The 26,711-nt window shown below is 59.6% G+C and carries 24 protein-coding genes; 12 read left to right on the forward strand and 12 right to left on the reverse strand.

Going from position 1 to position 26,711, the window contains the following annotated elements; all coding sequences use genetic code 11:
• Genes VWZ85_RS00495 through VWZ85_RS00515 form a run of 5 tightly spaced genes read right to left on the reverse strand, consistent with a single transcriptional unit; the run spans window position 1 to window position 4,175 of the window.
• Window positions 1-630: a flavin reductase family protein gene (locus VWZ85_RS00495; protein WP_416539602.1), complete on the reverse strand. Its 630-nt coding sequence runs from the start codon at window positions 628-630 to the stop codon at window positions 1-3.
• Window positions 620-1,495, reverse strand: a complete 876-nt coding sequence (locus VWZ85_RS00500; RefSeq protein WP_416538054.1) for an NAD(P)-dependent oxidoreductase — start codon at window positions 1,493-1,495, stop codon at window positions 620-622. The genes VWZ85_RS00495 and VWZ85_RS00500 overlap by 11 nt, the downstream gene beginning before the upstream one ends.
• A gap of 32 nt (window positions 1,496-1,527) precedes the next feature.
• Window positions 1,528-2,427: a hypothetical protein gene (locus VWZ85_RS00505; protein ID WP_416586387.1), complete on the reverse strand. Its 900-nt coding sequence runs from the start codon at window positions 2,425-2,427 to the stop codon at window positions 1,528-1,530.
• 3 nt (window positions 2,428-2,430) lie between these two features.
• Window positions 2,431-3,216, reverse strand: a complete 786-nt coding sequence (locus VWZ85_RS00510; RefSeq protein WP_416586390.1) for an HpcH/HpaI aldolase family protein — start codon at window positions 3,214-3,216, stop codon at window positions 2,431-2,433.
• Window positions 3,217-3,227: 11 nt separating this feature from the next.
• The gene (locus tag VWZ85_RS00515) at window positions 3,228-4,175 is read right to left on the reverse strand and encodes a DUF6282 family protein (protein WP_416586393.1); all 948 of its coding nucleotides are present in this window, start codon (window positions 4,173-4,175) and stop codon (window positions 3,228-3,230) included.
• 314 nt (window positions 4,176-4,489) lie between these two features.
• Here VWZ85_RS00515 and VWZ85_RS00520 point away from each other — a divergent pair, with 314 nt between their 5' ends.
• Genes VWZ85_RS00520 through VWZ85_RS00535 form a run of 4 tightly spaced genes read left to right on the forward strand, consistent with a single transcriptional unit; the run spans window position 4,490 to window position 9,580 of the window.
• Complete coding sequence (locus VWZ85_RS00520; RefSeq protein WP_416535478.1) at window positions 4,490-5,740, forward strand: sarcosine oxidase subunit beta family protein; 1,251 nt, start codon at window positions 4,490-4,492, stop codon at window positions 5,738-5,740.
• A 12-nt stretch (window positions 5,741-5,752) separates the two neighbouring features.
• Window positions 5,753-6,061, forward strand: coding sequence for a sarcosine oxidase subunit delta (locus tag VWZ85_RS00525; protein ID WP_340547678.1), 309 nt, complete (start codon window positions 5,753-5,755; stop codon window positions 6,059-6,061).
• Entirely contained in the window at window positions 6,058-9,024 is a 2,967-nt protein-coding gene (locus VWZ85_RS00530) for a sarcosine oxidase subunit alpha family protein (RefSeq protein WP_416586395.1), read from the forward strand. The genes VWZ85_RS00525 and VWZ85_RS00530 overlap by 4 nt, the downstream gene beginning before the upstream one ends.
• Window positions 9,017-9,580, forward strand: a complete 564-nt coding sequence (locus VWZ85_RS00535; RefSeq protein WP_416586397.1) for a sarcosine oxidase subunit gamma — start codon at window positions 9,017-9,019, stop codon at window positions 9,578-9,580. The genes VWZ85_RS00530 and VWZ85_RS00535 overlap by 8 nt, the downstream gene beginning before the upstream one ends.
• A gap of 21 nt (window positions 9,581-9,601) precedes the next feature.
• On the opposite strand, the gene VWZ85_RS00540 is transcribed toward VWZ85_RS00535, so the two are convergent.
• Together VWZ85_RS00540 and VWZ85_RS00545 are read right to left on the reverse strand one after the other, a co-directional pair.
• A complete protein-coding gene (locus tag VWZ85_RS00540; RefSeq protein WP_340547681.1) occupies window positions 9,602-10,609 on the reverse strand; it encodes a GlxA family transcriptional regulator in 1,008 nt (335 codons plus the stop codon).
• A complete protein-coding gene (locus VWZ85_RS00545) occupies window positions 10,606-11,502 on the reverse strand; it encodes a LysR family transcriptional regulator (protein ID WP_340547682.1) in 897 nt (298 codons plus the stop codon). The genes VWZ85_RS00540 and VWZ85_RS00545 overlap by 4 nt, the downstream gene beginning before the upstream one ends.
• Before the next feature lie 110 nt (window positions 11,503-11,612).
• On the opposite strand from VWZ85_RS00545, the gene VWZ85_RS00550 reads away from it, so the two are divergent.
• The 6 genes from VWZ85_RS00550 (at window position 11,613) to VWZ85_RS00575 (ending at window position 19,313) form a co-directional block, all read left to right on the forward strand.
• Window positions 11,613-13,064, forward strand: a complete 1,452-nt coding sequence (locus tag VWZ85_RS00550) for an aldehyde dehydrogenase family protein (protein WP_416539610.1) — start codon at window positions 11,613-11,615, stop codon at window positions 13,062-13,064.
• A 137-nt stretch (window positions 13,065-13,201) separates the two neighbouring features.
• Complete coding sequence (locus VWZ85_RS00555) at window positions 13,202-14,191, forward strand: membrane dipeptidase (RefSeq protein ID WP_416548981.1); 990 nt, start codon at window positions 13,202-13,204, stop codon at window positions 14,189-14,191.
• Window positions 14,192-14,253: 62 nt separating this feature from the next.
• Complete coding sequence (locus tag VWZ85_RS00560) at window positions 14,254-15,798, forward strand: BCCT family transporter (protein WP_340547685.1); 1,545 nt, start codon at window positions 14,254-14,256, stop codon at window positions 15,796-15,798.
• A 105-nt stretch (window positions 15,799-15,903) separates the two neighbouring features.
• Window positions 15,904-17,595, forward strand: a complete 1,692-nt coding sequence (locus VWZ85_RS00565) for a hypothetical protein (protein WP_340547686.1) — start codon at window positions 15,904-15,906, stop codon at window positions 17,593-17,595.
• The gene (locus tag VWZ85_RS00570) at window positions 17,592-18,242 is read left to right on the forward strand and encodes a DUF3726 domain-containing protein (protein ID WP_416535484.1); all 651 of its coding nucleotides are present in this window, start codon (window positions 17,592-17,594) and stop codon (window positions 18,240-18,242) included. Before VWZ85_RS00565 ends, VWZ85_RS00570 begins: the two co-directional genes overlap by 4 nt.
• A gap of 63 nt (window positions 18,243-18,305) precedes the next feature.
• On the forward strand, window positions 18,306-19,313 hold the full coding sequence (locus tag VWZ85_RS00575; protein WP_416586401.1) for an Ldh family oxidoreductase: 1,008 nt from the start codon (window positions 18,306-18,308) through the stop codon (window positions 19,311-19,313).
• A 71-nt stretch (window positions 19,314-19,384) separates the two neighbouring features.
• Here VWZ85_RS00575 and VWZ85_RS00580 read toward each other — a convergent pair whose 3' ends face one another.
• The 5 genes from VWZ85_RS00580 to VWZ85_RS00600 form a co-directional block, all read right to left on the reverse strand.
• Window positions 19,385-21,805: a GcvT family protein gene (locus tag VWZ85_RS00580; protein WP_416586404.1), complete on the reverse strand. Its 2,421-nt coding sequence runs from the start codon at window positions 21,803-21,805 to the stop codon at window positions 19,385-19,387.
• 143 nt (window positions 21,806-21,948) lie between these two features.
• Window positions 21,949-22,188, reverse strand: a complete 240-nt coding sequence (locus VWZ85_RS00585; protein WP_416586408.1) for a hypothetical protein — start codon at window positions 22,186-22,188, stop codon at window positions 21,949-21,951.
• An 18-nt stretch (window positions 22,189-22,206) separates the two neighbouring features.
• Window positions 22,207-23,361 (reverse strand): aromatic ring-hydroxylating oxygenase subunit alpha, encoded by a 1,155-nt coding sequence (locus VWZ85_RS00590; RefSeq protein ID WP_416535488.1) that lies wholly within the window; start codon window positions 23,359-23,361, stop codon window positions 22,207-22,209.
• 89 nt (window positions 23,362-23,450) lie between these two features.
• Complete coding sequence (locus VWZ85_RS00595; RefSeq protein WP_340547692.1) at window positions 23,451-24,356, reverse strand: LysR substrate-binding domain-containing protein; 906 nt, start codon at window positions 24,354-24,356, stop codon at window positions 23,451-23,453.
• Between the two features lie 243 nt (window positions 24,357-24,599).
• The gene (locus VWZ85_RS00600; RefSeq protein WP_416541762.1) at window positions 24,600-25,358 is read right to left on the reverse strand and encodes a hypothetical protein; all 759 of its coding nucleotides are present in this window, start codon (window positions 25,356-25,358) and stop codon (window positions 24,600-24,602) included.
• Window positions 25,359-25,441: 83 nt separating this feature from the next.
• On the opposite strand from VWZ85_RS00600, the gene VWZ85_RS00605 reads away from it, so the two are divergent.
• Both VWZ85_RS00605 and VWZ85_RS00610 read left to right on the forward strand, forming a co-directional pair.
• Window positions 25,442-25,999 carry a MarR family winged helix-turn-helix transcriptional regulator gene (locus VWZ85_RS00605; RefSeq protein ID WP_416538070.1) on the forward strand — a complete coding sequence of 186 codons (558 nt, stop codon included), beginning with the start codon at window positions 25,442-25,444 and terminating at the stop codon, window positions 25,997-25,999.
• Window positions 25,986-26,687 carry an MOSC domain-containing protein gene (locus tag VWZ85_RS00610; protein WP_416586410.1) on the forward strand — a complete coding sequence of 234 codons (702 nt, stop codon included), beginning with the start codon at window positions 25,986-25,988 and terminating at the stop codon, window positions 26,685-26,687. The genes VWZ85_RS00605 and VWZ85_RS00610 overlap by 14 nt, the downstream gene beginning before the upstream one ends.
• The last annotated feature ends 24 nt before the right edge of the window (window positions 26,688-26,711 follow it).

Genomic DNA, 26,711 nt, shown 5'->3' on the forward strand with positions numbered 1-26,711 from the left:
TCAATCCTGTTCTTTCTTGACGTAGACCCGAGGCAACTGAAATCGCGGCCCCATTTCGGCGAAATCCAGATAGCCCAGGCGACTGATGTGCCTGACCTTGTTGTAGTCCACCATCCCGTCGGTGAGGCAGGCATCGTCAATATGAACACCAACCACATGGCCAAACACGATCGTATTGGGGTTCTCAGGACGTTCAGTTGGCAAATGCAGCACCTCGATGGTCTTGCACTCAAACTGAATGGGAGAAGCCGCAACCCGCAACGGTTGGACCAGCCTAGACGGGACCGAAGCTAGCCCGACCTCGTCGATCTCGCTAACCTCGCTGCCCCAAGCGGTCGAGGACAGGTTGACCTCCTCGCGCAGATCATAGGTGGCGACATTGTAGACGAATTCACCCGTATTCTCAGCGTTGACCCAACTGTCCTTGGGCGTGCCGTCCGGCTTCAACCCATTGCACGAGAACATGACGGTGGGCGGAAAATTATGCACGAGATTAAAGTAACTGAACGGCGCAAGGTTATGGATGCCATCGGCACTCACAGTCGAAATCCAGCCAATAGGCCGTGGCGCAACGCAGGCAGAGATAGGGTTATGTGGCAAGCCGTGCCCTTTTGACGGTTCAAAGAACATCATTGCCATCCTTCAGAATTGCACCCGGCATGGCCGCGAAATCGCGATCTGCATACCCGGCATCCCGAAACTGGGTGAAGCTTTCAAGCGCAGCCTGCAAGGCTGGCGTCGCGACTCCGCCTTGGGCTGCCACCTCGCAAAACACCCCTAGGTCCTTGGCAATGCCGGCGACTGTAAAGCTCGCCGGGCTCTCTTTGCCCAAAATAATCTCGGACTTCCCGGAAAGAGCACCATTTGCTGCAGGGCCGCTTATCAGAATGTCCAACATCAACTCACCCGGCAGGCCGAGGCTGCGCCCTACCCCGAGCGCTTCGCGCAGCGACTGCCAATAGCTGGCCAGCATGATGTTATTGACTATTTTTGCCGCCAACCCCTGGCCCAACGGGCCGACGTGAACAACCCGGTTTGCAAAGAGTTCGGCCACCGGCACGAAGCGGGCCACATCAACAGGCTCACCGCCGATAAAGACGCCTGCCTGTCCCATCGAGACAACCTTGGGCCAGCCCGAAACAGGCGCGTCCAGAACCCCAGCTCCGGCAGCCGTGATCCTGTCGGCATATCCTTTCAGCGTGGCCGGATTAACCGTGCTGGTGTCGACAACCAGCTTGCCACGCAAATCACAGGTTATCAGCCGGTCCAGCACTGCCGCGACCGCCCCGTCGTCAAACAGCGACAATAGGACAATATCGACCTCCGCAACCAGATCGTCCAATATGGCAGGGGCACCAATTCCCCGCGCATCGGCCCAATCCAGGTCCACCCCGCTCCGCGTCCAGCCCGAAACTGAACAGCCCTGTTCAGCCAATCTTGCCGCAAGTGCCGCGCCCATCTTGCCAAGCCCAACAACGCCAACTCGTTCGTTCATCGCCATTTCCTTCAAAGCCTTTTCCGATCCGGTCAGCCCGCCATCGGATAGTCAGCCGCATTCAACACCCAACCGGGTTTCAGACTGAAATCCTCACGCGGGGGACAGAAGACATCAACCATTGCGTTTCTGTCAGCACCCGTCGCCCGACTGGTATGGATGACGGGCGGAGGAATAACAGTCACCGACGGGGCGCCCACTTTGACCTCCTGATCAGGGCGCCAATCCGCCATATCCGTGGTCCAGGGCCAGCGCAAATGATGCGAATAAGCGCCCTCAAGCACCAGTGAGCATTGTTCGAAATCATCATGATGATGTGGCGACATTTTGGTTGTGTCGCGTGGCCCGTCATAAGGATCAAGCACATTGACCATGAAGGTGGTGCATCGAAAAATCCGGCCAAATCGACCCGGCTCTGGCGGGACATCCAACGAGTAATGCCGGAGTTGCCACCCATCGGTGGGCTTTGGCCAGTCTTGCAAGGGTGGAATATGACTGCGCAGCGATTGATACGCGTCACCATTGGTGCAAAGCGCCAGCAGATCCTTTGATCGGCTGGTGAACAGCCGGAAAAAACGCCCCCCTTCGGGAAGGATCACTGCGCTGTCGCCGGGTGGCACGAAGGCAATGGAGTTCCCAGGCACGTCGCAGGAATTACCGCCGACAGTGATCGTCGCGCCGTTCTCCGGCAGCAGGACAACATATTCGTCGCACTGATTTTGTCTGGTAAAACTGCCTCCCGGTTCCGCTTCGGTGCGCATGACAACAAAGTTCTGGCCTCTCAGGCACCATGTCAGGCCGTCGCTGCTGCGAACAGCGGGGTCGATCTTGTGGAACTCACCAATCTGCGGAATCGCTACTAGCCCCGTTCTGGGCTTGGCCGCGGCTTTTGTGCGCAGCGCCGACCGCGGGTCTGTCTTGTCATAGGCCATCAGTCACTCCTGTACTGCGGAAAGGGCATTGCGAAGCTCGGCAAGCCGCGCGCGGGCCGCATCGCGGATGAACGTCTGATCAGACCCGAGCACGAAGGCGGTCGCTCCCAGTTCGCAGAGCCATCCGGCATCCTTGGCCGAACCCGCCATGGCGCAGATCGCCACCCCGTGCGCCCGCGCCGTTGCGCAGATGGTTTTTGTCGCCCGCAATACAGGCTCTGACCCGGGCTTTGTTTCGCCATAGGCAACGGTCAGATCGCCGCGCCCGATAAACACACCATCCAGCCCATCGGTCGTCACTATCGCGTCAATCTGCTCGACCGCCAAAGGATCCTCGATCATCGCGATGACCAGGCCCCTGTTGTCTTCCTTTTCAACATGCTCGGCGAGCGTGACCTCCCCAAATCGACCCGCACGCGTCGTCGGCGAATAGCCCCGCGATCCGCCGCGATAGCGCGCGGCGGAGACGATCGCCCTGGCTTTCTGTGCTGTGTCAACATGCGGAACAAGAATCCCGTCTGCACCGCAATCCAAAGCCGACAGGATGTCCGCCGGTTCGGCGCTCTTTACCCGAACAAGACAGCCAATATCTGCCGCCTTGCAGGCCAGAACGATCCGATCCGTGGCCTCACGAGAAATCGGAGCGTGCTCCTCGTCGACCACTACAAAGTCATAACCGACCACCCCGAGGATTTCCGCAGGCATGGTATGCGCAATCTTCAGAAAACTCCCGGTCAGATTGGTTTCGTGTAGAAACCTCTGACGAAATCCGCCCTTAACATAGGTCATATCCTGCCCTTTCACGCGTCGGAGGCCGGCGGCAGACCAACAAGACGCGACGGGTTATCCCGCACCAGCAGGCGAATTTCATCCTCGCTGAAGCCGCTGACGAGGCACAGCTTGATCGCCTGTCGCATTCCTTCGACCGGAGTTGGATTGTCGATCTGACCCAAATCTGATCCGATCGAAGAATGTTCGACACCGGCAGCGCGGATGTGGTCAGCCAGAAGATGCGGTTCGAACACGTTAAAGCGGCTATCAACATACAGGCAGGCAGATTGCTCAACCAGCGCACCAAATTCGGCGATCTCGCGAATGTCGTCGTAGGTAAAGTGAAGCCCGTACATTGGGTGATTGACGATCAGTTTTTTCACCCCACGCGTTTTGGCTTCCTCAAACAGCTTCCATATCTCCCAGACGTGAAGATGCCCTGAGGACAGAACCGCATCGAACTCGGCAATTGAATCCAATATCTCTTTGACCGGATCAATGATCGCCCCCCGATCGTCCACGACGGTCAAAAGCCGTGGAGGCTTGAGCTTCACATTCATCGCCAACCGCGATTTCCGAAAGGACGAACGGATATGATTGGCCGATTGCGCCGTCGGCATCCAGATCATCGTACCGCCATGTTTCAACTGGGAATCAACCACATGCGGGTCGAATCCCCCGGTCGTGTTGTTCAGAACCAACCCGCCATACATCGCTACGCCCAGATCCCCGACCAGACGCTTCATCATCGGCAGAAACGGTGCAACCGAGTAATGGTGGTCCTTGAACAGGATGCCACGCATTCCTGCAGCCGCCGCTTGCTCGACCGCCTGAATATGGTCGATCTGGCGTTCCATGATCGAGGGTCCTGAATGCACGTGGAGATCAACGGCACCGACCATTAAGCGGTCCACAACCACATCATCGACATCAGCTATCAACGCGCGGAACTCTTCTCGATTTTGGCTCTGTGTCATCTTGGTACCGTTTTTGTGGGTAATCGGGACCGATGATCGGGTAAATCCAGACCGGCATCCATGACGCCAGAGCCGTATTCCACGTGGTGGAATTCATGCGCCTCGCCCGCCAATACCGACTGGACCCGCTCCGGAATCATCGCCACTTTCGGCCCTGTAGGATGACCCCTCCAAGCACTCGGGATCGAAGATTGCAAAGACTGGCGAGGGGCCCAGGCCCCGAATGTCGATTCTGACCTGAATCTTGTCCGAAAGCGCATCGGCAAGATCCCTCGAATTCGCGGCAACTGGTGCGGCAAGAAACAGGAGCCCCCATGCGATACTCTGCGTTTGGACTGATCAAGGAAGCTCTGAGCGGGCACAAAGGCTGGCGCCCGCAATGGCGCGATGCAGCGCCAAAGCCCGCCTACGATTACGTCATCATCGGGGGCGGCGGCCATGGTCTGGCCACTGCCTATTACCTCGCCAAGGAGTTCGGCGGCGCGCGGATCGCGGTGCTGGAAAAGGGCTGGATTGGTGGCGGCAACGTCGGACGCAATACAACCATCATCCGATCCAACTACCTGCTGGATGGCAATGAGCCTTTTTACGAGTTCTCGCTCAAGCTTTGGGAAAACCTGGAGCAGGATCTGAACTACAATGCGATGGTCAGCCAGCGTGGGATCCTGAACCTGATCCACAGCGATGCGCAGCGCGACGCAGCCCGGCGCCGCGGCAATGCGATGATCCTGAACGGCTCGGACGCGGAACTGCTGGATACCGCCGGTGTACGCGCCATGTATCCCTTCCTGAACTTCGACGATGCCCGCTTCCCGATCAAGGGCGGGTTGCTGCACCGGCGCGGCGGTACGGTGCGCCACGATGCGGTGGCCTGGGGCTATGCCCGGGGCGCGGATCAGCGCGGCGTCGATATCATTCAGAATTGCGAGGTCACGGGCCTGCGTATCGACGGAGGCAAGGTGCGCGGTGTCGAAACCTCTCGCGGCTACATTGGCGCGGGAAAGGTGGGCGTGTCGGTTGCTGGCAATTCCAGCCGGGTCATGGCCCTCGCCGGGATGCGCCTGCCCATCGAGAGCCATGTTCTGCAGGCCTTCGTCTCCGAGGGGCTGAAGCCCTTCATTCCTGGGGTGATCACCTATGGCGCCGGGCATTTTTATTGCAGCCAGTCAGACAAGGGCGGGCTCGTCTTTGGCGGCGATATCGACATGTATAACTCCTACGCACAACGTGGGAATTTGCCAGTGGTCGAGGATGTGGTGGAAAGCGGCATGTCCCTGATCCCGGCTCTTGGTCGCGCGCGTCTCCTGCGCAGCTGGGGCGGCATCATGGATATGTCGATGGACGGCTCTCCCTTCATCGACAAGACCCATATCGACGGGCTCTATTTCAACGGGGGCTGGTGCTACGGCGGCTTCAAGGCCACGCCAGCTGCGGGCTACTGCTTTGCCCATCTGCTGAAAACAGACCGCCCGCATGAGACGGCAACCGCCTACCGGCTGGATCGCTTCATGACTGGCCGCATGATCGACGAAAAGGGCCAGGGCGCCCAACCGAACCTGCATTGAGGACTTGTCCAGATGATCATCAACCATCCGCTACTCGGCCCACGCGACGCGCAGGAATTCACCTATCTGGGCGATGCTGGCCTTATGAACCGCCCCTATTGGCTTTCGGAGACCGCGCTGCAGCAATTCCACGATTACCTCTATCTGCGTCAGAACCCGGCTGGGGAGCATCGCGAATTGTGGTTTCATGAACAGGGCGATCGTTCCTGGCTGGTCGTCACCCGCAATACGGTCACGCATGAGATACTGAAGGTTGAACTGGCGCGGGATGTTGCCCTTGCGAACAGAGCCGCAAACACGCCGCAGGAGGCGCTGCAATGAGTTCGCACCCCCCACTGAAAAACCGTCTGTCCGGCGGACTGATCGACCACGACACAGGCTTGTCGTTCCAATTCGACGGCAAGAACTACCAAGGCCATCAGGGAGATACGCTGGCGTCAGCACTGCTTGCCAATGGCGTGCGCCTGATGGGCCGCTCCTTCAAGTACCACCGCCCGCGGGGCGTGCTGACCGCGGGCAGCGAGGAGCCGAACGCCCTCGTTGAACTGCGGTCCGGTGGTCGTCAGGAACCGAATACGCGCGCCACGGTTATCGAACTCTACGCAGGATTGGAGGCCCAATCGCAGAACCGCTGGCCATCGCTCGAACATGACGTGATGGCGATCAATGACCGGTTCTCGAACTTCCTGACCGCAGGGTTCTACTACAAGACCTTCATGTGGCCCAAAGCATTCTGGGAAAAGCTCTATGAACCGATCATCCGCAAGGCAGCGGGCCTTGGCAGCCTGACCGGTGAGGCGGATCCCGACGCCTACGACAAGGGATATCTGCACTGTGATCTGTTGATCATAGGCGCCGGACCAGCCGGCCTGGCCGCAGCATTGACCGCAGGGCGCGCTGGCGCTCAGGTCATTCTCGCGGATGAAGATAGTCACCTAGGCGGTCGTCTGCTAAGTGAAACTCAGGCTTTGTCCGATATGTCAGGCCCGGACTGGGTGGCCCAGACACAGGCAGAGCTTGCGACGCTCCCGAATGTGCGGGTGATGCCTCGCACCACAGTCTTTGGCGCCTATGATCACGGTATCTATGGTGCGGTTGAGCGCAATGCCGACCATCTGCCAAAACCCGCAGCTGGCAAACCGCGTCAGACCCTTTGGCGGATCTATTCCAAACGCGCGCTGATCGCCACGGGAGCCATTGAGCGACCGATCGCCTTTGAAAATAATGATCGACCCGGCATTATGCTGGCGGGCGCGGTGCGTGCCTATGCCAATCGCTGGGCGGCGACCCCCGGCCATTCGGTCGTGGTGTTCGCCAACAATGACGATGCACATCAAACCGCTCGTGACCTAATGGCAAAGGGTGTCGAGGTCCCCGCGATCATTGACGTGAGACCGGATGCGCCAGCCCTGTCGGGAACCGAGGTTCTGGCAGGTGCCGAGATTACCGACACCAAGGGGCGGCTTGGCCTGACGTCTGTCACCCTGCGCCTGGCAAATGGGCAAACCCGAACAATCGCCTGCGACGCGCTGGCCATGTCCGGGGGTTGGAATCCCAATCTGGGCCTGACGTGCCACCAGCGTGGTCGCCCCGTCTGGAACGAGGCCATCCAGTCTTTTGTTCCGGCCGCAGGGCTGCCAACCGGTCAGCTGGTCGCCGGGGCTGCTATGGGAGATATGACCACCGCACAGGCCCTTGCGGGGGGAGCCCAGAAAACGATCGAGGCGCTTGCCGATCTCGGCATCTCGGCCGGTGCAGCCGATCTGCCCCGTGCTGAAGACGCACCCGTCTCGCTGACCCCGTTCTGGCAGGTCAAAGGCGCAAAGCGCGCTTGGCTAGATTTCCAGAATGATGTGACGGTAAAGGACGTGAAGCTGGCGCATCAGGAAAACTTCACCTCGGTGGAACATCTGAAACGCTACACCACACTCGGCATGGCCACCGACCAGGGCAAAACCTCGAACCTTGGCGCGTTGGCAGTGATGGCCGAGCTCACCGGCAAGTCAATCCCGGAAACCGGCACGACCATCTTTCGTCCGCCCTATACGCCGGTGGCGATGGGCGCTCTGGCGGGGCGAGCGGTGGGTAAGGATTTCCACCCAACCCGCCTGACACCCAGTCACAAATGGGCCGAGGAACAAGGCGCGGTGTTCGTTGAGGTCGGCAACTGGCTGCGCGCGCAGTGGTTCCCGCGTGACGGTGAAACCCATTGGCGCCAATCCGTCGACCGCGAAGTGCTGCAAACGCGTAATTCGGTGGGCATTTGCGACGTAACCACTTTGGGGAAGATCGACGTTCAGGGCACGGATGCCGCGACCTTCCTCAACATGATTTATGCAAACGGGTTTGCCAAATTACCGGTTGGCAAGGTGCGCTATGGGCTCATGCTGCGTGAGGATGGTATCGCCTATGATGACGGTACTGCAGCCCGTCTTGCAGAGGATCATTTTGTCGTCACCACAACCACGGCCAATGCGGTTCTGGTCTATCGCAATATGGAATTCGTGCGTCAGTGCCTGTGTCCGGATCTGGATGTTCAACTGATTTCGACAACCGAGGCCTGGGCACAATATGCCGTCGCCGGGCCAAATGCGCGGAGATTGCTACAGAAAATTGTCGACCCAGAATTTGACATCTCAAACGAAGCGTTTCCCTTCATGGGCTGCGGCGAAATCACTGTCTGCGGCGGATGCCGCGCCCGACTGTTCCGGATCTCTTTCTCCGGTGAGCTGGCCTATGAAATCGCGGTGCCGACACGCTATGGCGACGCGCTGCTACGGGAAATGATGGCCGCCGGTGAGGAATTCGACGTAACCCCCTATGGCACAGAAGCTCTGGGTGTCATGCGGATCGAAAAAGGACACGCCGCCGGCAATGAGCTGAACGGGACAACATCCGCACTAAACCTCGGACTCGGGCGCATGGTCTCAACCAGCAAGGACTTCATTGGCAATGTCCTCAGCCGGCGCGAGGGGATGAATACCGAAGCGGCGCTGCATCTGGTAGGGCTTCGCCCCGTCAACAGCAGCGACAGCCTGCCCGCCGGGGGGCATCTGATGGCAGCCGACGGCCCCGTGGATGCGGCACATGATCAGGGATATGTCACCTCCGCGGCCTATTCACCCATCCTGAAAAGCGCGATTGGCCTGGCTTTTGTCAAAGGTGGGTCGGACCGCACAGGAGAACAGCTGCGCCTTGTGAACCTGTTGGAAAACCAAACAGTCCTGGTTGAGATTGTCAGCCCACATTTTGTTGACCCGGAAGGGGAGAAGCTCCGTGCATAAGCTCAGTCCAATCAGCCCACTTGGCAGCGATACGGCCCGGATTGACCGGGTCGGCGACCTGACCATCTCAGAGGTGACAGACCAGGCCCTGGCCTCGGTTACAGCGCGCAAAGATCAGGAAACGGCACTGCGGGCGGCTCTTGGTTCGGCGCATGGCATGACGCTTCCAGATGTCGGCACATCTTCAGACTCGGGGGGTATCTCCGTTTTTTGGACCGGACCCGCTCAATGGATGATCTCGGCCCCGCATGACCGCCATGAATTGCTGGCGCGTGATCTGAAACAAGTGGTGGGTGCGGCTGCCTCGGTGGTCGAACAGACCGATGGCTGGTGCCGTTTCGATGTCGCCGGTCCGACACTCTGCGATCTGTTCGAACGGCTCAGCAATGCACCTGTGCGCAATATGACAACAGGGCGCGTTATTCGGGGCACGTTGGAACATCTCGGCGTATTCCTGTGGCGCCGGGCAGAGGATCACATGGCAGTATTGGGACCGCGCTCCTCCGCGGCCTCCCTTCACCACGCGCTTATAAGCGCAGCTCATTCCATCGCGTAAAACCCGCCTGTCTGCGGTGACCTATCCCGCAGGCAGGGCGTCGCCGCTTTTTACGCGGAGGGAGTTTTTCGCCCGACGATCATTGATCGGCGTGACGCCAAAGCTCTCGCGGTAGATCCGCAGGAACGCGCCCGGCGTGCTGTAACCTACCATATAGGCGATTTCGGTGACCGAGGTGCTGGAATACAGCACCAGTTGACGCGCCTGATTCATCCGCATCATCCGATAGTATTTCAGCGGGCTCTGACCCGTCGCCTCCTTGAAACTGCGTTCGAGGGATCGCGCCGATACACCAATGGCATTCGCTACATCGCTGATTTGAATAGGGTCTTCGATATGCTCGGCAAAATGTTCAATGGCCTGCGTCACCTTCTTGGGCAGCAGATCCTTGCTCTTGGCTGTTGAAAACGCGGGTGTCTTTTGCGACGTCGTGGCGCTGCGCACATATGGATGCTGAAACCAGCAGGCAACTTCGGCCATGATATCGCCGCCCAGATGGTCTTCTATCAAGGTCAACATATAGTCGAAAACCGCCGTCGCCCCGGAAATCGTGGTGAAAGCCCCCTCATCGCAGATCACTGTGCTCAGCCTCTCGATCTCAGGAAATTCCGCTTCAAAAGCAGCCTCATAGCACCAGTGAACCGAGAGCGGGTCGCTCCCGACCAAACCGGTGCGTGCCAGCGGAAACACCCCCCCGCTGAAGGCGCCAAGTCGGGTCTTGTTCCGGGTAAGCCGCTGGAGCGCGGCATTGGCACGCGCCGATTGATCAAAGCGCGCATTAGGACCCGCCGCAAAGAACAGATAATCGTGATCCGTAAGATCGGCCAGCACACGATCCGGGCTGAACGTCACCCCTGCCGAGGACGCGACCGGCTCCGTTGTTTCGGCAACAACAGTCCAGCGAAACGCCTCCTTCCCGGCGATTTCATTGGCGGCCCTCAGCGGCTCGATGCAAGACGTCAGGCAAGCCATAGGGAAACCGGGAAAGATCATAATGCCAAGCGTAAGCGGCGTCTTGGTTAGGGTCACGACAGGCCTCCTTTGGTCAATTCGGCAGCACAGCTCAGGATGTGTTTTTCCAGCAAACGGGCCGCAGGAGACAGCGCCGTATCGGTTTTCCGAAGCAGGTGGATCTGGCGAGTCGCAAGCGAATCAGCCAATGGTCGGAACGCCAGCCCCGTCGCATTCGCGGCTCGCGCGGCCATCTCCGGCAAAATAGTTACCCCGATTTCAGCCTGCACCATAGCCATGATGGAGGTCAGGTTCTGTGCCTTCAACAGCGCCCTGTCGTGCAGCTCTCTGGATTGCTCCGCCTTGATGCTGGCCGACAGGCTATTGGCGATCAGCCTTTCGTTCCGCAGCATCTCCCATTCGATTTTCCCCTGCTCCTGCGCCAGCGGGTGACTGGGTGCGCAGATCACTCCGAACGCATCCGACAGCAGATGCTGGCTGTGCAATCCAGAGCTGTTCTGGCCCAGTGTTGCAATGCCGATGTCGATGCGTTCACGGGACAGCTCATGCAGAACCGAGATCGAGTCCATATCTCGCAACTCAATATCTACATTCTTGAAATCGTTGATGTACCTGGAAAAGACCAAGGGCATGACGGTGCCGGCGACCGATGGAACCGTGGCTATGCGGACATGTCCGTGGGTGGCCTTGGCATAGCCTTCTATGGCTTTGACCATCGTATCGTATTGCTGCAACTCGCGCTCTGCTTGTTCCAGCACAAAGGCCCCAAGGGCGGTCAGCCTGTTCTTACGGTCGGTTTCAAACAGCGGTTCGCCAAGATGGGTTTCCAGCTGCTTGAGCATCATCGATACGGCAGAGGGCGTGCGCCCAAGAATACCGGCAGCATCACTCAGGTTTCCACTTCGAGCGACTGCAGCAAAACCGCGGAGCAATTCAATTTTCAAAGCCATGAGCACTAACTTCAGAGTTTCTGAAATGATGTTCAGTAATTTGAGTTTGATTGAAGTGGCCGCGCATGTCCATACCCATGGAAACTGAATTCTGTGTGAGGCCTCCGACCATGACTGATATCCAAAAGAACCTGATTGCCGGTGAATGGCTGGCTGGTGAGAGCGAAGTCGAGAACCGCAACCCATCGGATCTGAGCGACCTCGTTGGTATCTTCGCGCAGGCCAGCGCCGATCAACTGGATGCGACATTGGACCAGGCGCAAGTCGCCCAGCGTGAATGGGCGGCCTATGGGCTTGAGCGTAAGCAGGCCGTGCTGAACGCAATAGGCAACGAGATGATGGCCCGTGCCGAAGAACTCGGCACGCTCCTGAGCCGTGAAGAAGGCAAGCCGCTGGCCGAGGGTAAAGGCGAAGTTTACCGCGCCGGCCAGTTCTTCACCTATTACGCCGCCGAATGCCTGCGCCAGATCGGAGAAAACGCCGACTCCGTGCGTCCCGACATCGAGGTGGATGTGCGCCGGGAAGCGGTCGGTACGGTGGCGATCATCAGCCCTTGGAACTTCCCGACCGCTACCGCCTCCTGGAAGATCGCGCCGGCGCTTTGCTATGGCAACGCCGTGGTGTGGAAACCGGCCAACATCACCCCGGCATCAGCCGTCGCGCTGGCCGAGATCATCAACCGGCAGGATATCCCCAAGGGCCTGTTCTCGCTGGTCATGGGCTCCGGCCGTTCCATCGGCCAGCGTCTGGTCGAAAGCCCCAAAGTGAACGCGATCTCCTTCACCGGCTCGGTGCCGGTGGGCAAAGGGATTGCTGCCGCCGCCATCCAGAACCTGACCAAGGTGCAGATGGAGATGGGCTCCAAGAACGCGCTGGCGGTGATGGACGACGCAGATCTGGATCTGGCCGTCACGCTGGCCCTCGGCGGCGCCTTTGGCGGCACCGGACAGAAATGCACCGCCTCCTCCCGGCTCGTGGTCCACGCGGCCATTCATGATGCCTTTGTCGACAAGCTTGTCGCTGGGGCACAGGCCATGAAAGTGGGCCACGCGCTGGAAGCGGGCGTGCAGATGGGGCCGGTGGTCAGCGAGCAGCAGCTGAACGAGAACCTGGCCTATGTCGATCTGGGCAAATCCGAAGGTGCCGAACTCGCCTGCGGCGGCCAGCGTCTGCAGATGCCGCACGAGGGTTTCTACATGTCCCCTGGCGTTTTCCTCAACACCACCAACGACATGCGCATCAACCGCGAGGAAATGTTCGCGCCGCTGACCAGCGTTATCAAGGTCGGCAGCTATGACGAGGCGCTGTCGGTGGTGAATGACACCAACTTCGGCCTGACCTCGGGCATTGTCACCCAGTCGCTGGCCCGCGCCACCCATTTCCGCCGCAACGCGCGCACCGGTGTGGTCACTGTCAACCTGCCAACCGCAGGCACCGACTACCACGTGCCCTTCGGTGGCCGCGGCGACAGTTCCTATGGCCCGCGCGAGCAGGGTAAGGCAGCGGCGGAGTTCTATACCACCGTCAAAACCGCCTACATCAGCGCCGGCAAGCCGGTCTGAGACTGAATTCTTGGCAGTGCCGCATCGTCGGCCTGCCAGTTTGCGGACGCGCCCGCCCTCCTTGTTTCCCCCGAGGCGGGCGCATCCTGCCTGGCATTACAGGCCGGGTAGTGGACTTTGAAAACCGAGGTGCTTGAATGACCGGATATCGTATCGACTGCCTGCAATATGCCAATTGGTCGGAAAAAATCTTCCGCCAGCTGCGCGAGGGCAACGTGGACGCAATCCATGTCACCATTGCCTATCATGAGAACTTCCGCGAGACGGTCCTGAACTTCGAAAAATGGAACCGCTGGTTCGAACAGTTCCCCGACCTGATCATGAAGGGGCAGTGGGCCTCTGATATCGACAAGGCCCGCGAAACCGGCCGCACTGCAGTGTTCTTCGGTTTCCAGAACCCATCGCCGATAGAGGACGACATCGGCCTGGTGGAGATCCTGCACACGCTCGGCGCCCGCTTTATGCAGCTCACCTACAACAACCAGTCGCTGCTGGCGACGGGGTGTTATGAGGCCGAGGACATGGGCATCACACGCATGGGCAAGCAGGTGATCAAGGAGATGAACCGGGTCGGCCTGGTCGTGGATATGAGCCATTCCGCCGACCGTTCAACCATCGAGGCGGCAGAGATCTCCACCCGCCCCATCGCCATCACCCATGCCAATCCGCATGAATGGTCGCCGGCCCTGCGCAATAAGAAGGATGACGTCATCCGCGCAGTGACCGGCCACGGCGGGATGCTGGGATTCTCCGTCTATCCGCATCACCTGAAGGACAAGTCCAACTGCACGCTGCAAAGCTTCTGCGAGATGATTGCCCGAACCGCCGAGAAATTCGGCGTTGAACATCTCGGGATCGGCACTGACCTTTGCCAGGACCAGCCGGACAGCGTCGTCGAATGGATGCGTGTGGGTCGCTGGACCAAGGAGATCGACTACGGCGAAGGCTCCAAATCCGCGCCGGGTTTCCCGCCAATGCCCAGCTGGTTCGAAGACAACCGCGACTTCGGAAATATCGAAGACGGGCTGCGCAAGGTCGGCATGAACAACGACGAGGTATCAGCTGTCATGGGAGGCAACTGGTATCGCTTCTTTGAAGAGAATTTCGGTCCGAAATCGGGGGATTAAAGACCGGGATAGACAGAAATATCGGCCCGACCAGTGCGCGGGCCAACCAATGGGAGGGAAAGATGTCAGAGACATCTATGGAGACAACACCGCAGGAGAGCCGGATCAACAAGCCGCTATTTCTGCTTTCAGGCGGTTTTATCGCGCTATTCTGTGCCGCAGCACTGGTCAATCTTGACGGGCTGTCGGCACTGGTCGACTGGGGGTTCAACATCTCGGCGACCTATTTTGGCCTGTACTGGCAAATTCTACTGCTTGCGACCTTTCTGATCGGTTTGCTGCTCTGCGTCCTGCCCGGTGGGCGCGCTATTCTCGGCGGGCTGGCCGCGCCTGAATTCACCACGTTCCAGTGGGGATCCATGGTCATGTGTACTCTGCTTGCTGGTGGTGGCGTGTTCTGGGCTGCCGGGGAGCCGATTGCGCATTTCCTCTACTCGCCTCCCCTCTACGGGGCCGAAGGCGGTAGCGAAGCCGCCGTTACCCCCGCTATCGCACAAAGCTTCATGCATTGGGGGTTTCTGGCATGGGCGATCCTCGGTTCGCTTTCCACGGTCATGCTGATGCATTATCACTATGAAAAGGGCCTGCCGCTGGCCCCCCGGACGCTGCTCTATCCGGTGTTCAAGGACAAGGCTATCAACGGCCCCATCGGGGTGATCGCCGACGCATCATCGATCATCGCCGTGGTAGCGGGTACCGTCGGTCCGATCGGCTTTCTTGGGCTTCAGGTGAGCTATGGTCTCTCCGATCTCTTCGGCATCCCGGACGTTTTTGCCACTCAGTTCGTGGTGATCGGCGCATTGGTGGCACTCTACACGATCTCGGCGATGACCGGCCTGTCGCGCGGCATCCAGATGCTGTCCAAGATCAATGTGATCCTGGCCGCCGTGTTGCTGGTCTATGTGCTCATTGCCGGGCCTACCGGTTTCATCTTCGGATCGTTCTTCTCAGGTTTTACGACCTATCTGGGCAACTTCTTCCAGATGGCGCTCTATCGCGGTGATGCAGGCATATTCGGCGCTCCCGGCTGGCTGGGATGGTGGACCGTGTTCTTCTGGGGCTGGTTCATGGGCTACGGGCCACTGATGGCAATGTTCATTGCCCGCGTGTCACGCGGACGGTCGATCCGGTCCATCATCATCATGCTGTCGATCATCGCACCCATCGTGACCAACTTCTGGTTCACCATCATCGGGGGCACGGGCATTGCGATGGAACTGGCTGAGCCCGGCACCATCTCCGCAGCTTTCGAAGGCTTCAACCTGCCTGCGGCACTACTGGCAATCACGAACAATCTGCCGATGGGTTTCTTGATCTCAATCCTGTTCTTGATCCTGACCACGATCTTTGTGGCCACGACCGGAGATTCGATGAGCTACGTGATTTCCGCTACAATGACCAACGGCGACACCCCAAGCATCGCCGTACGTGTTTTCTGGGGCATCGCCATGGGTGTGATGGCGGTCATTTTGATCTCCGTCGGTTCCGGTGGCGTATCAAAACTACAGAGCTTCATCGTGGTCACCGCGGTTCCGGTGTCGCTTATTCTTCTGCCATCGCTCTGGGATGCTCTGCGCATCACATTGGCAAAAGGCAAAGAGAACTGAATAGCTGCCGGGCGCTGCTGGCGCCCGGCCCACCCATCCAAACTGCCCGACCTGTTCAGATCATACGGGATACGACTAACGACCTGATTACAAAGGCCAATCCGAATGACCGACATTCTCTGCCGTGAACCGAACACCGTCATGCGTCTGGCACGCCTTGGCTCTATGCACCAGTCGCGCCTGTCATTCATGCGGGTGCTGACCCGTCGTCTGGCGCGCGAAGGCTGGCGATTTGAACAGACCGCATTTGACATAGACGACAGCGGTCAGGGCCATGCAGTCTACACCGCATATGGGCCGGAGCGCGCATATTCCCTGGTCGCCTTTGCCCACGACCTGCCGCCTGAAAAACGCTCCGACCGAGTGATTGCAGAGGCCTGGGACGCCACTTTCACACTATTTGACGGTATTCCTTCTGACGCGGATATCGCCCGGCTGTCACAGAATATCCCCGTGCAAGAAGCCGGACGTGTGTCCGGGTCGGAGCTTTCTGTATCCCGTGCCAACCGGTCGGTGCGCCTCTGGGAACATGTGGTCGGCGCATTGGCCTCTGGCCAGCAGCCCTCCGCAGAGCAGATCGACGCCGTCGGCTATCTGATGCGGACAACGGCGGTCTACGGGTCCGGCAAACTGGGTGCGGCTGACCGCGAGATGATCGCGGAACGCCCCGAATTCCGTGCGCCGTTCCAGGTTGAGATGCTATCGGTCTACCTGACCCGCTGGTTTGTCACCGATCTGGTCCAGCATATGGCCGATTGTCGCGCCAAGGCTGAGGGCACCACCGCCGCAAAACTGGCTCCGGATCTGGCCCGGTCCATGGGGATCGGCAATTCCACCGGCCTTGGAATGGCGCCGTTTCTGCTCAACCACCCGGTGCTATTCAACAACTGGGTCGCGGCGCGCGAAAAGGCGATCCAGGCGGTGCGCAATATCGAGGAAGCGCATCCCGACGATATCGCTGTGTTCCGCTCTCTGGTGGCACGCAGCAAGCTGACAATTGCAGATTGGCAGTCACAGCATCCGATTCAGATCCAGAAACTGAGCGCGCTGCGCGCCGACGCTGATCAGGTGACCAGCTACCTGGAAATCCAGACGCTGGCCGGTCCGAAGCCCTGGGATGCCCTCTACCGCTGGGCCGAAGAGACGCTCTCGCTCGAGGGTCAGGAATGGATCGCGTCGCTGATGCTGGAGCCCTACGGCGGGCTTGTCGATGGCTTCGCCGAAGATATGTCAGCAGATAACACCGCAACCTTTCGCATTGCGGGTGCTATGACCATTGGCGATCTTCGCAAGATCCTGCGGGACGTATACGCTTGGGCCATCGACACAAACTGGCAGGCCCCAGAGAACAAGGCACGCGCCTGGTATGTTTCGGAGGAAAAGCTCGAACCCCGTCTGGGTGAGCGCTTTGAGGAGCCCATCGAAGAATATGAGCAGCCGCTGGCACCGGGTCGAGATGCCGCGATGTTGTACCAGGCTCTGGCCCACTGGCCAGACGAGGCGCAGGTTGCAGATTTCCTGTTGCGCCATTCCGAACACCGCCATGTTCTGCGCCGTGTTCAGATCGTCGGCCGCGCGCCCTACGCGGAAATCCGTGACAACACGATTTCCGATCAGGTCCTGCCGATCGATATGCTGCGCTGCAAGCTGGCATTCTTTGGCGCGACGAAATTTGATCCCCGGTCAGATCGTTGGGTGCGGATTTGCATGTATGGCAATGCTCCGCTGCCCACCGAACTCACCGTTGAGAACGCGGAATTCTGGGTATTCCCCGAACTGGAAGAGGGGCTGGCATGAGCCATTCGTTGAATGAAATCGAGGCCATGAGCAAGCGCGCCGCCCGTGGCGCAGGCCTGTCCTGGGGATTGGCAGAAGAGGCCGCCAAGGGCACGCGCTGGCTTTCGTCTTTTGGGTTTCCCGGCACCGAGATGCTGGCAGATCTGCTGACGATGAATGATCGCATTCCCTCGATTGACGTATCGCCCGTTTCGCTGCGGGCCGAGGTCTGGCACGCCCCTGCCCGCCGGATGAGCCCCTTGATCGCCGGTGCAGCACTCAGCGATTGTGCCGTGCGCCTGCTGGAGCGTGGCAAGATCACGATGGAAAACGTCAATTTTCCCTTGCTGGCGGTGCCCTTCATGGGCGGCGCGGCCTTGCGACTGGGCCGACCGGTTGCCGCCGAATGGCAGGGCGCGCGCCTGGCCACCGATGGCAAGCGGCTCTGCGTGCAGGGCTCCAGCGAGGCGCTGCACAGCCGGCTGGCGGAACGGATGGTATTCTCCGCCCCTGCGGAGATGACCGGCCAGCAAGAACCGGTGATGCGCGCAAGCGTCTCCAACGCAAGCTGGGACCAGCTGGGCAAGTTTGCCCATCGCACCTTTGCCCCGGCGACCGAGGAAAGCCGCCTGCGCGGCGCCGGGGCCGGCCTCAGCGACAACGACTGATCCACCCATCGACTGCCGGTCAGCCCGGCATTGACCCGAAGACTGAAAAACAGAAAGCCCGATATGACCGCAACCGAAACCCTGACCCTTGCCGAAATCGAAGACCTGGCCTTCCGCGTGTTGGTCAAGGTCGGCACCTCCGAAGCCAACGCCCGCCCCCTTGCTGTTGCAACCGCCATGACCGAAGCCGATGGCGTCGCCTCGCACGGGCTGGCCTATATCCCGATCTATGCCCAGCATGTCGAATGTGGAAAGGTGGATGGTCAGGCAAAGCCGGTTGTGGATCAGCCCCGCCCGGCGGTTGTCACCGTGGACGCAGCGACCGGTTTTGCCCATAGCGCCATTGATCTCGGCTTTGAAAAACTGATCCCGCTGGCCCGCGAGATGGGGGTTGCGGTTCTGGCGGTGAACAACTCCTACAACTGCGGTGTCCTCGGAGTTCACACGCAACGGCTGGCGCAGGCAGGATTGCTTGGCATCGGTTTCACCAATGCGCCCGCCTCGATCGCGCCCTCCGGCGGTGCGAAGCCGGTTGTCGGCACCAACCCCTTCTCGATCGCGGCCCCGGACGCAGACGGGAATGCCGCGCTGCTGATCGACCAGTCCGCCAGCACAATCGCCAAGAGCGAAGTGATGAAACACGCCCGGGAGGGCAAAGCGGTTCCCGAAGGCTGGGTGCTGAATGCTGACGGGCAACCAACCACCAATCCCGAGGCCGGGCTCAAGGGGTCAATGGTTCCTTCCGGCGGATACAAGGGCGTCGGCATCGCCTTGACTGTTGAACTGATGGCGGCTGCCATGACCGGCGCGACCCTCGGCTCCGTCGCCAGCCCCTTCTCTGGCACCGCGGGTGGGCCACCAAAAACCGGCCAGTTCTTCATTGCGATCGATCCGGCAGCGACCTCGGGCGGCGCATTCCACGACCGGCTGACCGACCTGATCGCATCAATCCATGATCAGGATGGCGCACGGCTGCCGGGCGATGGTCGTCGTGGCTGCCGCACACGCGCCGCGTCTGAAGGCGTCGCCGTGAACGCCGCACTGCTGGAGAAGGTCCGCGACCTTCTCTGATCCGTCGCGAGGAACACAAGACACCACGATAAAGGAGGCCATATGGCCTCCTTTATTCGTTCTCCTGAACGCTAGCCCCGCAGAATGGCACCATCTGCGTCGAACGGCGGTCGCTCCAGAATGACCGCCCGGTGTGGACGCCCCAGGACCATGACCTCCACCGCATCACCGGGCATTGCCTCTCGAACAAAGCCAAGCGCCAGCGACATGCCCACGCTATATCCATAGGTGCCCGAGGTTACGCGGCCGATCCCCTTACCATCCTTGAAAATAGGCTCTCCGCCGGTCGCATCAGCATTGGAAGCTGCCGTTCCGGCCTCATCCAGATGCAGCAGAACCATCCGTTCACGTGCCGGGTTCTCGAGGACCTTTTCTGCGGCAGCTTTGTTCAGGAAGTCTTTTTGCAACTTGCAAAGCCGGTCCAGCCCGACCTCCTGCGGCCAGTATTCCGGGCTATATTCCCGGCTCCAAGAGCCGTAACCTTTTTCGATCCGCAAGGACATCAACGCCCGACTCCCGACAGGACCTGCGCCGAACTCCTCACCAGCAGCCAGGAGCGCCGAGTAGAGACGCGGCTGATCTTCGCGCCTGCAATGCAGCTCCCATCCCAGATCGCCGGTGAAAGAAACCCGCAGTGCAAGCACCTGAATCCCGGCAAGATCAATCCAGGCCGAACGCATGAACGGAAACTCATCGGTCGAGAGGGAGGTATTTGTCAGGCGTTGCAGCATCTCACGTGATTTCGGCCCCGCGACATTGAAACCGCAGATCTCGTCTGTCAGCGACACGAACATAGTGCCTTCTGGCAGCGGAACCTCCTTGAAGAATCGCTTGTGATAGCGCTCGGCCATGCCGGATCCGATGATCCAGAACTCATCCTCAGAAACACGGGTCACCGTGAAATCCCCGGCAATCCCACCGCGTTTCGAAATCAGCGGCGTGAGGCAGGACCGTCCCACCGCATTTGGCATCGCATTGGCAAAGACCGCGTTCAGCCATTCTTCGGCCCCGGGCCCCGCACACCGGTATTTGGCAAAGTTGGATATGTCGATAATGCCCGCACGGGACCGCAGCATTCTGCACTCATCGCCAACGGGTCCCCACCAGTTCTGGCGGGTGAACCCATTGGTATCCTTGGCGCCGGGCGCTTCTGCAAACCAGAGGGGATGTTCCCAACCGGCGTTGAGGCCAAAGACCGCGCCCATTTCCGCCTGTTGCTCATATATCGGCCGCGTGCGTGCCGGGCGACCAGCGCTGCGTTCTTCATTGGGAAAATGGATGGCAAAGCGATGGGCATATTGATCCCGCACCCGCGCCTTGGTGAAATCTTTGGTCGCCCAACTGCCAAATCGCGCCATGTCCCAGGCGAACATATCATATTGGGTCTCACCCTCAATGATCCATTGCGCCGCCATCAGCCCCATACCGCCGGACTGCGAGAAACCCGGAATAATGCCATTGCAGCAGAAATATCCATCAATTTCGGGCACCGGCCCCATCAGGACATTGGCGTCCGGCGACCAGATCATCGGACCATTGATGACACGCTTGATGCCAGCGTCACCAACCGCAGGCAGGCGTTCGATGGCGTTCATCATGTTCTCTTCGATCCGCTCCAGATCATCTGGAAAGAGATCATGTGCAAAGTCGAGCGGCGTGCCCTCCTCGGCCCAGAACTTCATATCCTTTTCATAGGCGCCAACCAGCAGCCCCTGCCCTTCTTGCCGCAGATAATACTCACCGTCCCGGTCACTGACGGATGGCAGGCGGGTCCCATGCGCGGCCACGGCAGCCATGGTCTCGGTAACGAAATACTGATGCTCAGTTGGCTGCAACGGCAGCTCGATCCCCGCCAGCGCCGCGACCTCGCGGCCCCAGAGCCCTGCCGCATTCACCACCCAAGGCGTGCGGATATCTCCTTTGGGCGTCTTAACAATCCAGCTGCCATCGTCTTGCTGCTCGGTCGCCGTCACAGGGGTGAAACGATGGATTTCGGCGCCCCGCTGGCGCGCCCCGACGGCATAGGCATTCGTCACGCCAGAGGGATCCACATTGCCACCATCGGGTTCATACATAACACAGCGGATGCCATCGTAATTGACCAGCGGGTTCAGGCGCCTGGCCTCCTCGATGCTGATCTCGTAGAAATTCATCCCATAGAGCTTGGCCTTTGCGGCCTGCAACCTCAGCTGGTGTTCACGTTCCACTGTCTGCGCCAAATAGAGGGACCCAGGCTGAAACACGCCGCAGCTCTGTCCGGTCTCAGCTTCCAGTTCCTTGTAGAGAGACATCGTATAGTGCTGGATACGGCTGATATTGGTGCTGTCATGCAACCCGTGGATATTTGCCGCCGCGTGCCAAGTGGACCCGGACGTCAACTCGTTCCGCTCCAGCAGCACCACATCTGACCATCCCAGTTTGGTCAAGTGGTAGAGGATTGAACACCCAATAACCCCTCCACCGATGACAACTGCCTGTGCTTCTCTACGCATCTTTGCTCCCTTCAAGAGCCTATCTTAACGGAGCAGCGATCCACACTGCCTCCGCTATCGGTTGAACCTCTTGGTGCCTGTGGCCGGTCGCACAGGTCACCATGCCAGCCGGTTTTTCAGCACAAATACCCGTCTGTGACATGTCAGAAGCTGAGGCGCTGCACGCGCCCCCGTGCCGCAAGCCGCGCATTCAGCGGATCGGCTTCGGGCGCGCCGAGTTCCAGAGCAAAGACAAAGGCATGCGTGAGGTAAAAACAGGCCCTGTCGATATCGTCGGCCGCCTCTGCATAATCGGCGGCGAGTGAATAGAGCCGCACGAGAGCCGCGCCATCATCTGCGGCATGCGCCTGCAACAGGGCGCAATCAAGCTCATCGCGTTCCATGGTGGCTCAGGAACTCGCTCATTTTGCACGACCTTTCTGAACCTCGGTCGCCACCCAGTGATGGAAGTTATGAGTTGGCCCATCCATCACCGGAGAGAACCGGCCGCCATCGAACAACACGCCGTGACGCCCCTTCTGCATGCCCTCCACCACAAAGATATCTTCCTCGAAGACGGTCTTCCACAGCTGCGCATTAGAGGCACGCAAACCATCAAGTTCCGGCGTGTCCCGCTCGCTTCTGGCATAGTAAAGCTCGATATGCTCGACCGTATGCCCGCAGTCCTTCGGCTCCAGAACAATCGCGAAACTATGGTCACGCTGCACCCCCAACAGAACGTTGGGATAGACCGCGACATATTCCGCACCCTCATCCCATTGATCACTCAGCCCGTCGAAATCCGGCAGTTTCGCACCGGCTTCGTCGGTCAGTTGGCGATAGACCAGCGTGCCCTGACCCGAGTATTTTCCCCGCTCTTCAATGTTGTAGTGGTCTTCCAACCGCGAATAGCTGTTAAGCCCGGGGTGAACCCACGGCAGATGATAGCTCTCGCAGTAGTTTTCGACCGCCAGCTTCCAGTTGGTTGCCACCTCCAGCTTCAGCGATGACCCTTCGCCACCGTGGTAAATCGGTGTCTCAAATTCGCGCCAGCGGTCCAGCAATGCGGCATGGGCTTCGGCGAACTCGGGCGCCTCTCCATCGACATTCACAAAAATCACATCTCGCCAGATATGCGCCCGGACGCGGATCAGGCCAAGCTTGCTGATGTCGACATCGTCATGGGTACTCTGCCCGGGACCACCGATATGCGGGGTCGCACGCAATGCCCCGTCGAGCCCGTAGCACCAGCTGTGATAGGGGCAACGTATGGCCCCGCGGATTTTCTGTGGCTTGTCCACCAGGATCATACCCCGGTGGCGGCAGGTGTTTTGAAACACGCCGATGTCACCGTTTCGGTCGCGCACCAGCAGCAGCGGCATACCAAGAAAGTCGACCGGTTTGGCATCGCCTGGTTCCGGAATATCCTTGCCAAACCCAATTCCTGACCAATTGGCAAAAAGAACCGCGCGCTTTTCCTCATCGAAGACGCGGGGGTCAACATAGTGTTCATTTGGCAGGCCGTTTGCCGTGTTTACCTCGGTCAGCACGGACGACAGGGGGGTATGCGTGTTCATCGAACTCTCCATGGCGTGAGCTTTTCCCTATTGGAGGATCGGATCAATTCCGCTCAATAGGGGAAAACCTCATTCATGAATGAGCCTGACTAAACCGAACTGCGGCTTGCCTCCGACAGGATCCAGGCTTTCAACTTGCGGGCATTCGGCGACAGTTCATCATCCGGCAGACCCACCAGATAGAACTCTTGCGGTGCCGGAACGCTCTGATTGCCGACAATGGCAAGCTTCTTGCTGTCGAGCATCGGCTGGATAAGCCGCTTCCAGCCAAGCGCGACGCCCGCCCCCTTACGGGCAATTTGCAACGCCACTGAATAGCTTGTCACGCGGGTGCCAACCGAAATGTCGCCCCGATGACCCAACTCGTGGAACCAGTCGGCCCAGGTGGTCCAGCTCTGACTGACGTTGTGCAGATGGATCAGCCGCTGCGCTGCCAGATCCTGTAGCGATGAGCCCGCCAGTCCTTCGGCGATATCCGGCCGGGCAACCGGGACAAGTTGATCCCGATAGATCGCCGTATGGGCCAGCGTAGCGTCGGGATCACGCCCATACCTGATAAAGAAATCGAACTCCCGCGTGTCGTGAAATGGTCGATCCTGGGTGATCTGGTGAATGTTCAAATCCGGATGATCACGCCAAAATCGGATGATCACCGGCGACAGCCAAAGGGCTGCGACCGCCGTCGTCGATCCGACGGTCACGGCATCTTCCTCGCCCATCTGACGGGTCTTAGACAATTGCCGCGAGATCTGCCGGAACGATGTGGCCAAAGTCTCAAACAGCGCCTGACCTTCGCGCGTCAGCTCGACACCGCGATGTTTCCGCTGGAACAACGCCACACCCAGCTCGCCTTCGAGAGCCTTGATCTGGTGGCTGACCGCTCCGGGTGTCACAGACAGTTCCTGCGCCGCATTTTTGAAGCTCAGGTGCCGGGCTGCGGTTTCAAAGGCCGCCAATGTGGTTAGCGGCGGCAGGTCGTAGTGTCGTCTGGACATGATGCGCCGCCATTCGTGGGGCCGGGGGTTAAGTCAGTTCACCTGAATATGAGTGGTTTTCGAATTGAATGGCAAATCCAAATGCGTTGGTGAGAGATCGTATTCATCACCTCCGGCCCCTGCCGAGCCAACATCGGCCGGGGCAACCGTTCCGAAATCTATTGAAACGCCTCAAATCACGATCCCAGCACCGATAGTTCATGAGCATGAGGTAGCGCGGCACATGTGCCGCGCCATTTGCGTTCAGTTGATTTTTCCCGGCAGGGTCAGGTCGCCCGATGCAATATCGAAAACATCCACCACGCAGAGCAGCGGCGCATGCACATTTGCATTGACGCGCAGGGCCGACGTAACACCATCATACGCCACATCAGCCAGAGTCACATCGCTGCGAAATCCGACCGTCACGGTCACTTCCGGCCCGTTGAACAGGGGCGTAAATCCCGGGCTATCCAGATAGATCGGAAGCCCCGGCCAGGTGGCCGGCAGCTGCGGGGTGGCGCCTTCTGGAATGTCACGCACCGCCAACGCGCCCGGCCCGCAGGCTTCGGTCGGGGTCAGAACCACCCAATGACTGTGCCACAGGAGACCGTCGTTGCCGGTATCGCCGTCGTTGTTTTCATCCACCAATGGCGTGTCGTCAAAGTCCGGGTGACTGGTTGCAGCCAGCGCGAGTATTCCGCTGCCTGCCTCAAACCCGACGGCAGCCGGGTCAAGCGAGGTCGGCCAAACATAGGAGAAAACCTCAGCCCCGCCGACCGAACCGACTGCTTCGGGCGTATCCGCGCCAGCGCTGCCATTTGTCGTCATGTGGAAGGTGACAGTGTTCCCCTTGCGGTGCGCATGAGCCGCAAGAATATCAAAGGATGCCGTCTTCCCCGCATCGGATGCCGAGATAATAGCGCCCTGCTGATGCACGGCATGATCGCCATCGGCGAACGCGCCGGTCGCGCCCGCCGCACCGAGGCCCAGGATCGCAGCCGTCACTAGAAATCGTGTCATTTTCGTCTCCATCTTAGTTCGTAGCGACTCGCTACCAAATAAGAGTTATTGCAGTCTTGATTTCGAGTCGATACCAATTGTTCATGACATCACACCACCGCATCCGCGCGCTCATCAATCGTCTGGCCCGTCTCGACGCCGCCGGGGGATGGTCTGACAGCCTGAATCCGGCCCAAACAGCGGCGCTGGACTACCTCGCGCGCGCCAATCGCTACTCACGGGCGCCCTCGCATGTGGCCGATTATCTGGGCACCACACGCGGCACCATGTCGCAAACGCTCAAGACACTCGCCCGAAAAGGGTTCGTGCGCGAAGAGCCAAAAACTGGCGATCAGCGTTCGATTTCTTACGGCGTGACAGCTGAGGGGCAGGCACTGGCCGAAGCGCCTTCGGTCATCGGCGGCGCATTGACCGCAATGCAGGACGTGGAAACCGCCGCGTTGGAAGAGGCGCTCAGCGCGACCCTGCGTGCGGCTTTGGAAGCCCGTGGCGGGCGCCCCTTTGGCCTGTGCAGGACCTGCGCCTATCACGACGCAGGCCCTGCCGATGGGTATTGCACCCTGTTGCAGCTTCCGCTGCAGCCCGGCGATCGAGATTTAATATGTGTTGAACATAAGGCGCTTTCAGATGACACGACCTGACCTATCCGCCCCGATCGCGGGCATTTTTCATGGCGCTGTCCACAGCCCATGGGCCGACAAACCGCCAACCGCCATTCGCAAGTCCCCAGTCGCCGGATCTCAGATGATCGACATCAACGGCTTCACCGGCGACTCGCAGGCCGATCTGACGGTGCATGGTGGAGCGGACAAGGCAATCCACCACTACGCCAGCGAGCACTACCGCCTGTGGCAGGACGAGGCCGAGCTGCCTCCGACAGCGGTTCCGGCAGCTTTTGGCGAAAACATCGCCAGTTACGGGCTGACTGAGGACACCCTCTGCATCGGAGACATCCTGCGCCTGGGAAGTGCTGTCGTTCAGATCAGCCAGGGCAGACAGCCCTGCTGGAAACTCGGTCTCTATACTCAGAACAAGCGGATGCCCTACCTGTTCCAGAAGACCGGCCGCACCGGATGGTACTACCGCGTCCTTGAGCCGGGGGCGGCACAGACGCACGACGAGATCAGGCTTATCGAACGGCGCCATCCCGAATGGACCGTACACCGCGTGACCCATGCGAGGCTGACTCGCAAGATCACAGCCGGAGAGGCCGCCAGCCTGGCCGATCTCGCTGATCTCGCCGCAGGCTGGCGCGCCGCCTTTGCGCGAATGGCAGGCGGCGACGCGGGCGAAGACACCAGCGCCCGACTGGGCGGCGTGCAGGCTTAGGCGCTGTGAAACCCGGCGTCCAGG

Source organism: Phaeobacter sp. JH20_29 (assembly GCF_048056175.1).
Classification (GTDB): Bacteria; Pseudomonadota; Alphaproteobacteria; order Rhodobacterales; family Rhodobacteraceae; genus Phaeobacter; species Phaeobacter bryozoorum.